At 68.6% G+C, this 12,662-nt stretch carries 8 protein-coding genes and 1 tRNA gene; 5 read left to right on the plus strand and 4 right to left on the minus strand.

What is annotated here, in order from left to right; genetic code table 11:
• Positions 1-101 precede the first annotated feature (101 nt).
• A tRNA-Leu gene (locus tag AB8P05_RS08390) sits at positions 102-188 on the minus strand.
• A gap of 289 nt (positions 189-477) precedes the next feature.
• Here AB8P05_RS08390 and AB8P05_RS08395 point away from each other — a divergent pair.
• From AB8P05_RS08395 to AB8P05_RS08405, 3 genes are all read left to right on the plus strand, one after another.
• Positions 478-1,449: a complex I NDUFA9 subunit family protein gene (locus tag AB8P05_RS08395; protein WP_472757615.1), complete on the plus strand. Its 972-nt coding sequence runs from the start codon at positions 478-480 to the stop codon at positions 1,447-1,449.
• A 73-nt stretch (positions 1,450-1,522) separates the two neighbouring features.
• The gene (locus tag AB8P05_RS08400) at positions 1,523-2,308 is read left to right on the plus strand and encodes a sulfite exporter TauE/SafE family protein (protein ID WP_472757616.1); all 786 of its coding nucleotides are present in this window, start codon (positions 1,523-1,525) and stop codon (positions 2,306-2,308) included.
• A 111-nt stretch (positions 2,309-2,419) separates the two neighbouring features.
• The gene (locus AB8P05_RS08405) at positions 2,420-3,607 is read left to right on the plus strand and encodes an MFS transporter (protein ID WP_472757617.1); all 1,188 of its coding nucleotides are present in this window, start codon (positions 2,420-2,422) and stop codon (positions 3,605-3,607) included.
• Between the two features lie 3 nt (positions 3,608-3,610).
• On the opposite strand, the gene AB8P05_RS08410 is transcribed toward AB8P05_RS08405, so the two are convergent.
• Entirely contained in the window at positions 3,611-4,411 is an 801-nt protein-coding gene (locus tag AB8P05_RS08410) for an undecaprenyl-diphosphate phosphatase (protein WP_455172791.1), read from the minus strand.
• Between the two features lie 385 nt (positions 4,412-4,796).
• Here AB8P05_RS08410 and AB8P05_RS08415 point away from each other — a divergent pair, with 385 nt between their 5' ends.
• A complete protein-coding gene (locus tag AB8P05_RS08415; RefSeq protein ID WP_472757618.1) occupies positions 4,797-6,245 on the plus strand; it encodes an NAD(P)-dependent oxidoreductase in 1,449 nt (482 codons plus the stop codon).
• 220 nt (positions 6,246-6,465) lie between these two features.
• The gene (gene gltB / locus AB8P05_RS08420; protein ID WP_472757619.1) at positions 6,466-11,013 is read left to right on the plus strand and encodes a glutamate synthase large subunit; all 4,548 of its coding nucleotides are present in this window, start codon (positions 6,466-6,468) and stop codon (positions 11,011-11,013) included.
• Between the two features lie 321 nt (positions 11,014-11,334).
• Here the strand turns inward: gltB and AB8P05_RS08425 are convergent, their stop codons facing one another.
• On the minus strand, positions 11,335-11,862 hold the full coding sequence (locus tag AB8P05_RS08425; RefSeq protein WP_472757620.1) for a GNAT family N-acetyltransferase: 528 nt from the start codon (positions 11,860-11,862) through the stop codon (positions 11,335-11,337).
• A complete protein-coding gene (locus tag AB8P05_RS08430; protein ID WP_472757621.1) occupies positions 11,859-12,509 on the minus strand; it encodes a glutathione S-transferase family protein in 651 nt (216 codons plus the stop codon). The genes AB8P05_RS08425 and AB8P05_RS08430 overlap by 4 nt, the downstream gene beginning before the upstream one ends.
• Positions 12,510-12,662: the final 153 nt, after the last annotated feature.

Consider the following 12,662-nt stretch of genomic DNA (forward strand, 5'->3'; position numbering starts at 1 on the left):
AGGCCCCCGGCCACGGACCCTAGAAACGACGAACGCCGCTCTGCACTTCCTCCTTCTCGATCGAAGGAGCTGTGCATGCGGCGCAGCCGGGTAGAAAGAAATGGTGCCCAGGAGAAGACTCGAACTTCCACGACATTTCTGCCACAGGTACCTGAAACCTGCGCGTCTACCAATTCCGCCACCTGGGCTCGGTGCTCGGTGTGTGGGCGGTTGTTTAATGATCCGGCCGGGGGGCGTCAACAGCTTTTTTCGACCCCTTCATTTTTTTGTCGCATCGCGGGTTTTCACCCCATCGCCGGCCGGCGCGGCAATGCAGTCCCTAGATTGGCGGCGGTCCATTCGCTATAAGCATGCCCGCAGTTCCAGCAGTCCTCATGGCGACACACAGTCGGACGACGCGCGGGGGCGCGCGCAACGGCGGGAGAACCGCCGCGCGAAAGCCCCGATGACGGCGCGCAACGACACGGGAGACGGTCGATGTCCTATCGCACTCAGGTTATCACGGTGTTCGGCGGTTCGGGCTTCATCGGCCGCCACCTGATCCGGCGCCTCGCCAAGTCCGGCGCCCAGATCCGCATCGCCACCCGCATTCCGGGCAAGGCCGCCTTCCTGAAGACGGCCGGCGCCGTCGGCCAGATCGTGCCCTTCGCCACCGACTGCACCAAGGACGAGTCGGTCGCCCGCGCCGTCCAGGGCGCGGATGTCGTCATCAACCTGCTGGGCGTGCTGTACGAGCGCGGGAGCCAGAGCTTCCAGGGCGTGCATGTCGATGCCGCCGCCCGCATCGCCCGCCTGGCCGCCGCCGCCGGCGTCAACCGGCTGATCCAGATTTCCGCCATCGGCGCCGACGCCAATTCCCCCTCCTCCTACGCCCGTTCCAAGGCGGCCGGCGAGCAGGCGGTGCTGTCGGCCTTCCCGGCGGCGACGATCCTGCGCCCCAGCATCGTCTTCGGGCCGGAGGACAACTTCTTCAACAAGTTCGCCGCGATGGCGCAGAAGGCCCCCGCCCTGCCGCTGATCGGCGGCGGCAAGACCCTGTTCCAGCCGGTCTATGTCGGCAATCTGGCCGATGCCGTCATCGCCGCGCTGGAGACCGACGCCAGCCGCGGCAAGACCTACGAGCTGGGCGGCCCGCGCGTCTACACCTTCCGGGAACTGCTGGAGCTGACCCAGCGGGACATCCAGCGCCATCGCCCGCTGGTGACCATCCCCTGGGGTGCGGCCGAATCGCTGGCCGGCATCCTGGAGAAGGTGCCGGTGCTGGCCCCCGCCCTGACCCGCGACCAGGTGGCGCTGCTGAAGCAGGACAACGTCGCCTCCCCGACCGCGCTGGGCTTCAAGGACCTGGGCATCACCGAGCTTGCCACCTGCGAGGTGATCCTGCCGACCTACCTGTCGCGCTTCATCGTCGGCGGTAAGTACAGCGGCCTGACCGGCAACGCCCACTGAGCGGCGGAGCCCCTCCCGTGACTCCCGAAAGCCCCGGCCCCTGCGCCGGGGCTTTCGCATTGGAGCGTTTGCCTTGAACGGGCTGCGCGCGCTTGCCTCCTTCCTCAGCGGCGGCGTCATCGGCACGCTGGGCGGCCTGATCGGGCTGGGCGGGGCCGAGTTCCGGCTGCCGCTGCTGATCGGCGCCTTCCGCTTCGCGGTGCTCGACGCCGTCATCCTGAACAAGGCGATGAGCCTCGTCGTCGTCGCCGCCGCCCTTCCCTTCCGTGCCGGCGCGGTCCCGCTCGGCCTCGTCGCCGCCAACGGGACGGTGATCGTCAACCTGCTGGCCGGCAGCCTGCTGGGCGCCTGGATCGGGGCGGGCTGGGCGGTGCGGATGGACGCCGCCCGGCTGCGCCGGGTGATCGCCCTGCTGCTGGTGCTGATCGCCGGCGTCCTGCTGTTCGGCCATGGCGCGGCGGGCGGCGGCGGGCCTCCGGTGAGCGGTTTGGCGCTGATCGCCGCCGGGACCGCCGCCGGCTTCGCCATCGGCGTCGTCGCCTCCATCCTGGGCGTGGCCGGCGGCGAGCTGCTGATTCCGACGCTGGTCCTGCTGTTCGGCGTCGACGTGAAGCTGGCGGGCAGCCTGTCCCTGGCGATCAGCCTGCCGACCATGATCGCCGGCTTTTCCCGCTACGCCCGCGACCGCAGCCTGTCCGTGCTGGCCCGCAACCGCGGATTCGTGCTGCTGATGGCGGCGGGATCGCTGGCCGGCGCCTTCATCGGCGGCCGGCTGCTGGGCGTCGTGCCGGAGTCGGTGCTGCTGCCGGCGCTGTCGGCGATCCTGCTGCTGTCCGCCGCCAAGATGTGGCGGCACTAAGAGTTTCAGCGGAGTTCCGCCCGCTTGCGGCATGGCACGCCTGCCGCTTCCCTGCTTGATTTCCCCGCCGTCCGCCGTCATGTCGGCAGTTCAACAGCGACGGGACGGGCGATGACAGGGGCAGAGGATATCCGCGGCGGCGCGGGCCGGGTGGTGGAGCAGGCCGCCGCCGCGCGCTGGGCGACCGTCGCCGCCTTCTTCCTGAACGGCACCGTCTTCGGCGTCTGGGCGACCCAGATCCCGCTGCTGAAGAACCGGCTCGACCTCAGCCCAGCGGTGCTGGGGGTGGCGCTGCTCTGCCTTGCCGTCGGCGCGCTGACCGCGATGATCGCCAGCGGGCCGCTGCTGGGCCGGCTTGGCAGCGCTCCGGTGACTAAGGTGACCGCCCTGTTGTTCGCCGCCTTCCTGCCCCTGCCGGCGCTGGTGCCCGACGTGGTGACGCTGTGCATCGTGCTGGCGCTGTTCGGCGCGTCGGGCGGCACCATGGACGTCGCCATGAACGCGCAGGGCGCGCTGGTGGAACGGCGGCTCGGCCGGCCGATCATGTCCTCGCTGCACGGGATGTGGAGCCTCGGCGGGCTGGCGGGGGCGGGCCTGGGCGGGCTGCTGCTGCCGCTGATGGCCCCGGCGGCGCAGGCCGCGCTGGTGTCGGTCGGGCTGGTCGCGCTGTTCCTGGCCTTTCAAGGGCGGTTTCTGCCCGACCGCAACGCCTCGATCGGCGGGCTGGTCCTGCCCGACCGCAAGACGCTGCTGCTCGGCCTGCTCGCCGCCCTGTCCTTCATGAGCGAGGGCGCCATCCTGGACTGGAGCGCCATCCATCTGCGCGACGATCTCGGCGCCCCGGCCTCGCTCGCCGGCATGGGGTTCGGCGTGTTCTGCGCCGCCATGGCGGTGGGCCGCTTCAGCGGCGACCGGCTGCGCCACCGCTTCGGCGGAGCGACGCTGATGCGCGGCGGCAGCCTGCTGGCCGCGGCCGGGCTGGGACTCGTTCTGGCGGCCGGCTGGGTGGCGGACGGATCGCCGCTGCTGGCGATGGCCGGCTTCGGGCTGACCGGGATCGGCCTGTCGAACATCGTCCCGGTGCTGTTCAGCACGGCCGGCGCGGTGGAGAGCGGCCGCGCCGACCATGCCGTCGCCGCGGTGTCCACCATGGGCTACACCGGCGTTCTGACCGGGCCGCCGCTGGTCGGCTTCATCGCCCAGGCGACCAGCCTCGCCACCGCCTTCGCCCTGATCGCCGTGCTCGCGCTGTTCGTGGCGGTCGCCGCGGCACGGGCGGTGCCGCGGCAAGCGGTGTGACGTTTACAGATACAGGAAGGCCAGCATGCCGGTGCCGATGGCGATGCGGTACCAGCCGAAGGGGGTGAAGCCGTAGCGGCCGACGAACTCGACCAGCGTCTTCACCACCAATGCTGCGGCAATGAAGGCGGTGACGAAGCCGACCAGGATCAGCAGGCCGCTGTCCAGGCTCATCACCGACCAGTTCTTGTAGAGGTCGTACACGGTGGCGCCGGCCATGGTCGGCACCGCCAGGAAGAAGGAGAACTCGGCCGCCGCCTTGCGGTCGACGCCCATCAGCAGGGCGCCCAGGATGCTGGCCCCCGAGCGCGACACGCCCGGCACCAGCGCCAGGCACTGGCAGAAGCCGATCTTCAGCGCCAGCGGGGCGGAGAAATTCTCGATCCGGTGATAGCGGGCGACCGGAACCAGCCGCTCCACCAGCAGGATGGCGACGCCGCCCAGGATCAGCGCGATGCTGACCACGGTCGGGTTGAACAGCAGCGTCTTGATGACTCCATGCAGGGCGGCGCCCAGCACCATCGCCGGCAGGAAGCCGATCAGCACCGCCATCACGAAGCGCCGTGCGCCGGGATCGTCCTTCAGCCCTGTGGCGACATGCCACAGCCGCTGGAAATAGACCACGCAGATCGCCAGAATGGCGCCGAGCTGGATCACCACCTCGAACACCTTGCCGGGCGGTCCCTGGAAGCCCAGCAACTCGTCCAGCATGATGAGGTGGCCGGTCGAGGAGACGGGCAGGAACTCGGTCAGCCCCTCCACCAGCCCCATCAGTGTGGCGTCCAGATATTGATCGATCATCATCGTGGCACGCAGCCTTCGGCACGGTTGGATGTTGCGGTGCTTATAGCAGCGTGCCCGGTGCTTGGCGACGGCGAGGGGTCGGTACCCCTATTTGCGAGATAGTCTCGTTTAGGGACTAATTTTCTGTCTCGTTTTTGTGACGCTGTGCCGCACCGCTCACGCATTTCAGGCTTGCAGCAGAAAAGGTCAACAAAACGGACCTATCGGTTCTTTTGTGCTTCCGCCGGCTTCGCGCATGCGTTATATGACGAGCGTCCGCCACTTTGCGGACGTTCGATTTCAACCCAGCCGGTCGGTGTAGGCCAACGCCGCAGCCTCCGGTCAGGCCCAGCAAGGCGATGTCCCCGCAACCGACGACGGGGCCGCGAAGCAAGGAGCAGACGTCATGGCGAACCAGAAAATGTTGGGCTTCGTGCACACCGCGCAGAAGATGCCCGACAAGCGGTCTGCCGCCGACCGCCGCCAGGACTTCGCCGAGATCTATGCCCGCTTCAGCGACGAGCGTGCCGGCGAGCAGGCCAACCGCTGCTCGCAGTGCGGCGTTCCCTTCTGCCAGGTGCATTGCCCGGTCTCCAACAACATCCCGGACTGGCTGAAGCTGACCGCCGAGGGCCGTCTTGAGGAGGCTTACGAGGTCTCCCAGGCCACCAACAACTTCCCCGAAATCTGCGGCCGCATCTGCCCGCAGGACCGCCTGTGCGAGGGCAACTGCGTCATCGAGCAGTCGACCCACGGCGCCGTCACCATCGGTTCGGTGGAGAAGTACATCAACGACACCGCCTGGGAGAACGGCTGGGTCAAGCCGCGCAAGCCGGCCCGCGAGCTGGGCCTGTCGGTCGGCGTGATCGGCGCCGGCCCGGCCGGCCTCGCCGCCGCCGAGGAGCTGCGCGCCAAGGGCTACGAGGTCCATGTCTACGACCGCTACGACCGCATGGGCGGCCTGCTGGTCTACGGCATCCCCGGCTTCAAGCTGGAGAAGGACGTCGTCGCCCGCCGCGTCCAGCGTCTGGCCGATGCCGGCGTCATCTTCCATTCCAACTTCGAGGTCGGCCGCGACGCCTCGCTGGCCGAGTTGCGCGAGCGCCACGTCACCATCCTGGTCGCCACCGGCGTCTACAAGGCCCGCGACATCAAGGCTCCCGGTTCGGGGCTGAAGAACATCGTCCCGGCGCTGGAATACCTCACCACCTCCAACCGCGTCGGCCTGGGCGATTCCGTCGAGGCGTATGAGGACGGCTCGCTGAACGCCGCCGGCAAGAAGGTGGTGGTGCTCGGCGGCGGCGACACCGCGATGGACTGCGTGCGCACGGCGATCCGCCAGGGTGCGACCTCCGTCAAGTGCCTGTACCGCCGCGACCGCAAGAACATGCCGGGCTCGCAGCGCGAAGTGGCGCATGCCGAGGAAGAGGGCGTCGAGTTCGTCTGGCAGGCCGCGCCCGAAGGCTTCACTGGCGAGGATGTGGTGACCGGCGTCCGCGCCGTCCGCATCCATCTGGGTGTGGCCGACGCCACCGGCCGCCAGACCCCGCAGGTGATCGAGGGTTCCGAGTTCACCGAGCCGGCCGACCTCGTCATCAAGGCTCTCGGCTTCGAGCCGGAGGATCTGCCGGGCATGTTCGGCGCGCCGGACCTGACCGTCACCCGCTGGGGCACGCTGCTGGTCGACCACCGCACCAAGATGACCAGCCTGGACGGCGTCTTCGCCGCCGGCGACATCGTCCGCGGCGCCTCGCTGGTGGTCTGGGCCATCCGCGACGGCCGCGACGCCGCCGAGGCGATGCACGCCTACGCCCAGACCGTCGGCGCGCCGAAGCTGGCGGTTGCCGCCGAGTAAGGCACCCAGTCGCAACGCCGCCTGCCCCTCCCCGACCCTCCCCCGCGTCGCGGGAGAGGGTGCCTCACGGGAAGGCGGCGGCAGTCCCCTCTCCCACCGCAGGTGGGGGAGGGTTAGGGAGGGGGCCGCTCGCCTTCTCCACATCAGAACCACCGTCTACCCCAGGGGGCCATCCCTTCCGCCCCCCAGGTCAACGTCCAGACTGTGAAAGGGTCGTTCCATGACCACCGAGTTGAACCAGGGTGAGCAGTTCGTCGCCGATTTCCGCGCCAACGCCGCGGCGCTGACCACTGCGCACGCCTACAATCCGGCCGACGAGCACGACGCCTGCGGCGTCGGCTTCATCGCCGCGATCGACGGCAAGCCCCGCCGTTCGGTGGTCGAGAAAGGCATCGAGGCCCTGAAGGCCGTCTGGCACCGCGGCGCCGTGGACGCCGACGGCAAGACCGGCGATGGCGCCGGCATCCATGTCCAGGTGCCGCAGAAGTTCTTCAAGGACCACGTTAAGGTCATCGGCCACACCCCGCCGGAGAACAACCTGGCGGTCGGTCAGGTCTTCCTGCCGCGCATCAGCCTGGACGCCCAGGAAGCCTGCCGTTGCATCGTCGAGACCGAGATTCTGGCCTTCGGCTACTACATCTACGGTTGGCGTCAGGTGCCGATCAACGTCGACATCATCGGCGAGAAGGCCAACGCGACCCGGCCCGAGATCGAGCAGATCATCATCGGCAACAGCAAGGGCGTGTCGGACGAGCAGTTCGAACTCGACCTCTACATCATCCGCCGCCGGATCGAGAAGGCGGTGCATGGCGAGCAGATCAACGACTTCTACATCTGCTCCCTGTCGGCCCGTTCGATCATCTACAAGGGCATGTTCCTCGCCGAACAGCTGTCCACCTTCTATCCGGACCTGACCGACGACCGCTTCGAGTCGTCCTTCGCCATCTATCACCAGCGCTATTCGACCAACACCTTCCCGACCTGGCCGCTGGCCCAGCCCTTCCGCATGCTCGCCCACAACGGCGAGATCAACACGCTGAAGGGCAACGTCAACTGGATGAAGGCGCACGAGACCCGCATGGAGCATGCGGTGTTCGGCACCCACATGGCGGACCTGAAGCCGGTGATCGGCGTCGGCCTGTCGGACTCGGGCGCGCTGGATTCGGTGTTCGAGGTGATGGTCCGCGCCGGCCGCAGCGCGCCGATGGTCAAGATGATGCTGGTGCCGCAGGCGCTGACCAGCTCGCAGACCACGCCGGACAACCACAAGGCGCTGATCGCCTACTGCAACTCCGTCATGGAGCCGTGGGACGGCCCGGCCGCACTCGCCATGACCGACGGCCGCTGGGTCGTCGGCGGCATGGACCGCAACGGCCTGCGCCCGATGCGCTACACCATCACCACCGACGGGCTGATCATCGGCGGCTCCGAGACCGGCATGGTCAAGATCGAGGAGAACCAGGTGGTCGAGAAGGGCCGCCTCGGCCCGGGCGAGATGATCGCCGTCGACCTCCAGGCCGGCAAGCTGTTCAACGACCGTGAGCTGAAGGACCATCTGGCCAGCCAGAAGCCCTGGGGCCAGTGGGTCAAGAACACCACGCACCTGGACGAGCTGGTGAAGTCCGCCTCGCTGAAGGGCGAGCCGTCGGAGATGGAGAAGGAGGAGCTGCGCCGTCGCCAGATGGCCTTCGGCCTCGCCATGGAAGACATGGAGCTGATCCTCCACCCGATGGCGGAGGACGGCAAGGAGGCCGTCGGCTCGATGGGCGACGACAGCCCCATCGCCGTGCTGTCCGACAAGTACCGCGGCCTGCACCACTTCTTCCGCCAGAACTTCTCCCAGGTCACCAATCCGCCGATCGATAGCTTGCGCGAGCGCCGGGTGATGAGCCTGAAGACGCGCCTGGGCAACCTCGGCAACATCCTGGACGAGGATGAGAGCCAGACCCGCCTGCTGCAGCTCGACAGCCCGGTGCTGACCACCGCCGAATTCCACGCCATGCGGGAATATATGGGCGACACCGCGGCGGTGATCGACGCGACCTTCCCGGTCGATGCCGGCCCCGACGCGCTGCGCGACGCCCTGCGCCGCATCCGCCAGGAGGCGGAGGACGCCGTGCGCGGCGGTGCCAACCACGTCATCCTGACCGACGAGGCGATGGGCCCGGCCCGCGCCGCCATCCCGGCCATTCTGGCGACCGGTGCGGTCCACACCCACCTGATCCGCTCCAACCTGCGCACCTTCACCTCGCTGAACCTGCGCACGGCGGAATGCCTGGACACCCATTACTTCGCGGTGCTGATCGGCGTCGGCGCCACCACCGTCAACGCCTACCTCGCCCAGGAAGCGGTGGCGGAGCGCCAGCGCCGCGGCCTGCTCGGTTCGCTGTCGCTGGAAAAGGCGATGACGAACTACAAGAAGGCCATCGACGACGGCCTGCTGAAGATCATGTCCAAGATGGGCATCTCGGTCATCAGCAGCTACCGCGGCGGCGGCAACTTCGAGGCCATCGGTCTGTCGCGCGCCCTGGTCGCCGAGCATTTCCCGGCGATGGTCAGCCGCATCTCCGGCATCGGCCTGAACGGCATCCAGAAGAAGGTTCTGGAGCAGCATGCGCTGGCCTATGCCGGTGAGGCGCTGCCCCTGCCGGTCGGCGGCTTCTACCGCTTCCGCAAGTCGGGCGACCGCCATGGCTGGGAGGGTGGGATCATCCACACCCTGCAGCAGGCCGTCACCAACGACAGCTACACCACCTTCAAGAAGTATTCGGAGCAGGTGAACAAGCGGCCGCCGATGCAGCTGCGCGACCTGCTGGAGTTCCGCACCACCAAGGCCGCCGTTCCGGTGGACGAGGTGGAGAGCATCACCTCCATCCGCAAGCGCTTCATCACGCCGGGCATGTCGATGGGCGCCCTGTCGCCCGAGGCGCACGGCACGCTGAACGTCGCCATGAACCGCATCGGCGCCAAGTCCGACTCGGGCGAGGGCGGCGAGGATCCGGCGCGCTTCCGTCCCGACAAGAACGGCGACAACTGGAACTCCGCCATCAAGCAGGTGGCGTCGGGCCGCTTCGGCGTCACCGCCGAGTACCTGAACCAGTGCCGCGAGCTGGAGATCAAGGTCGCCCAGGGCGCCAAGCCCGGCGAGGGCGGCCAGCTGCCCGGCTTCAAGGTGACGGAGATGATCGCGCGGCTGCGTCACTCGACGCCGGGCGTCATGCTGATCAGCCCGCCGCCGCACCACGACATCTACTCGATCGAGGATCTGGCGCAGCTCATCTATGACCTGAAGCAGATCAACCCGGACGCCAAGGTCACGGTGAAGCTGGTCAGCCGGTCGGGCATCGGCACCATCGCCGCCGGTGTCGCCAAGGCCAACGCCGACATCATCCTGATCTCCGGCAACTCCGGCGGCACCGGCGCCAGCCCGCAGACCTCGATCAAGTTCGCCGGCCTGCCCTGGGAGATGGGCCTGTCGGAGGTGCATCAGGTCCTGACGCTGAACAAGCTGCGCCACCGCGTGCGGCTGCGCACCGACGGCGGCCTGAAGACCGGCCGCGACATCGTCATCGCCGCCATGCTGGGTGCGGAAGAGTTCGGCATCGGCACCGCCAGCCTGATCGCCATGGGCTGCATCATGGTCCGGCAGTGCCATTCCAACACCTGCCCGGTCGGCGTCTGCGTCCAGGACGAGAAGCTGCGCGAGAAGTTCGTCGGCACGCCGGAGAAGGTCGTCAACCTCTTCACCTTCCTGGCCGAAGAAGTCCGCGAGATCCTGGCCCGCCTGGGCTTCCGCTCGCTGACCGAGGTGATCGGCCGCACCGACCTGCTCCATCAGGTCAGCCGCGGCGGCGCCCATCTCGACGACCTCGACCTCAACCCGCTGCTGGCCCAGGTCGATCCGGGCGAGAATGCGCGCTATTGCACGCTGCAGGGCCGCAACGAGGTGCCGGACACGCTGGACGCCCGCATCGTCGCCGATGCCCGCCCGCTGTTCGAGGAAGGCGAGAAGATGCAGCTCGCCTACAACGCCCGCAACACGCAGCGCGCCATCGGCACGCGGCTGTCCTCGATGGTGACGCGGAAGTTCGGGATGTTCGGGCTGCAGCCCGGCCACATCACCGTCCGCCTGCGCGGCACCGCCGGCCAGTCGCTGGGCGCCTTCGCGGTCCAGGGCATCAAGCTGGAGGTGATGGGCGACGCCAACGACTATGTCGGCAAGGGCCTGTCGGGCGGCACCATCGTCGTCCGTCCGGCGACCAGCAGCCCGCTGGAGTCGAACAAGAACACCATCATCGGCAACACGGTGCTGTACGGCGCCACCGCCGGCAAGCTGTTCGCCGCCGGCCAGGCGGGTGAGCGGTTCGCGGTGCGCAACTCCGGCGCCACCGTGGTGGTGGAGGGCTGCGGCTCCAACGGCTGCGAGTACATGACGGGCGGTACGGCGGTCATCCTGGGCAAGGTCGGCGACAACTTCGCCGCCGGCATGACCGGGGGCATGGCCTACCTGTACGACCCGGAGGACTCGCTGCCGCTGCACATCAACGAGGAAAGCGTCATCTTCCAGCGGATCGAGGTGCCCCACTACGAGGCCCAGCTCCGCGCCCTGATCGAGGAGCACGTCGCCGAGACGCAGAGCCGTTTCGCCGCCGAAATCCTCAACGACTGGCAGCGCGAACTCGGCCACTTCTGGCAGGTGGTCCCGAAGGAGATGCTGCACCGTCTGGCCGTGCCGGTGACCCTGCCGCGCGCCATCCCGGCGGAGTAAAGCCCTCTCCTTACCCTCTCCCGCCCCGGGAGAGGGAGGGGACCCGCGCCGCAAGGCGTGGGGAGGGTGAGGGGTGAGGCAAGAATCCCGAACCGCATGGTTCCTTGGATAACCCCTCACCCTTCCCATGCTCCGCATGGGCCCCGAAATCGCTCGCAAGTCTCGCGACCGCACTTCACCTACGACCGCTTTGCGGTCGTCCGGCCTTTGGCCGTCGGTTCCGTGCCCTCTCCCGGGACGGGAGAGGGTGTTTCGAGGAACAGACATGAAAACGGCGCGCCATCCGGCAGGACGGCGCGCCGTTTCTCTTTTGCCGCCGCGTCAAACCTCTGCGGACAGCTCCAGCGCCATGACGATGCTGTCGAACTGGACGCCCGGCGCCAGGATCACCGACCGGCGACCAACCGCGCGGAAGCCGGCCGATGCGTAGAATCCTTCGGCGACGAGGCTCGACAGGCACTCCAGCCGGCGGACACCGGCAACCTTGGCCTCCGCGATGCAACGGCCCAGAAGGGCGCTGCCGACGCCCCGGCGCAAGGCATCGGGATGGGTGGCGAAATGCCGGATATGCCCGACCGTCGGATCGACCGGCTGGCAGGGCGGCCCCGGCGGCTCGCGGGTCCAGCCGCCGCAGCCGATGACGGCGCCATCGTCCGCCACCGCCAGATGATAGGTTCCCGACCGCAGCAGCAGCGGGTTGGCCTTCATCATCGCCGGCAGGGCGCGCTCCAGCACGTCCGCCGGATAGCCAACGGCCATCAGCGGCGGGTATGAGGCCCGGAGCAGCGCGCCGACCGCCTCGGCATCCTCCGGCCCCGCCGGCCGGATGGTGAAGCCGGCATCGCTCAAGGCTGCAACTCCCACGGCTCCGCCTTGGCCGCCGCGATCCACTCCCGCATCGCAGGCAGGGCCAGCACCGCGTCCATATAGGCGCGCGACTCCGGCGACACCGCGACGCCGTAGGTCTCCAGCCGCGTCACCACCGGGGCGTACATGGCGTCGGCGATGGTGAAGGGGCCGAACAGGAACGGCCCGCCGGCCGGCTTGCCGAAGCGGGCGCGGGCGTCGGCCCACAGCGCCTCGATCCGGGCGATGTCGGCGGCGGTCGCCTCGGTCATGCCCTCGCCCTTGCGGTCGCGCTTGAGGTCCATCGACATGGTGCTGCGCAGCGACACGAAGCCGGAATGCATCTCCGCCGACACCGCCCGCGCGACCGCCCGCGCCGCCGGGTCCGCCGGCCACAGCCGGGCATCGGGCGCCAGCTCCGCCACATACTCGCAGATCGCCAGCGAATCCCAGACGGTCAGTCCGCGATGGATCAGGGAGGGCACGCGGCCCGACGGAGAATGTTCGGCAATGCGCGCGGCGGTGTCCGGCTGGCGCAGGGGGATGACGGTCTCGGCAAAGGCCAGCCCCGCCTGCTTCAGCACCAGCCAGGGGCGCAGCGACCAGGACGAATAAGCCTTGTTCCCAATCACCAGGGTCAGGTCGGACATCGGGCTGCACCTTTCTCTACACGCAATCTGCGGGGGCGTGAGCATGACCTGCCGCCGGGACCGTATCAAGCCATACGGTTGCATCGGGACAAGCATCTGCCCCGCCCGCGCGACAATGCCTTTCCGGGCATTTCATCGAAGCGGCTATAGTGT

Source organism: Azospirillum sp. VT-I1 (assembly GCF_055698305.1).

What these genes read in the sequence shown, in the direction of transcription:
- AB8P05_RS08395 (WP_472757615.1), top strand. Translation starts at nt 478, where the DNA reads ATGTCCTATCGCACTCAGGTTATCACGGTGTTCGGCGGTTCGGGCTTC.
- gltB (WP_472757619.1), top strand. Translation starts at nt 6,466, where the DNA reads ATGACCACCGAGTTGAACCAGGGTGAGCAGTTCGTCGCCGATTTCCGC.
- AB8P05_RS08430 (WP_472757621.1), bottom strand. Translation starts at nt 12,509, where the DNA reads ATGTCCGACCTGACCCTGGTGATTGGGAACAAGGCTTATTCGTCCTGG.
- AB8P05_RS08410 (WP_455172791.1), bottom strand. Translation starts at nt 4,411, where the DNA reads ATGATGATCGATCAATATCTGGACGCCACACTGATGGGGCTGGTGGAG.
- AB8P05_RS08405 (WP_472757617.1), top strand. Translation starts at nt 2,420, where the DNA reads ATGACAGGGGCAGAGGATATCCGCGGCGGCGCGGGCCGGGTGGTGGAG.
- AB8P05_RS08415 (WP_472757618.1), top strand. Translation starts at nt 4,797, where the DNA reads ATGGCGAACCAGAAAATGTTGGGCTTCGTGCACACCGCGCAGAAGATG.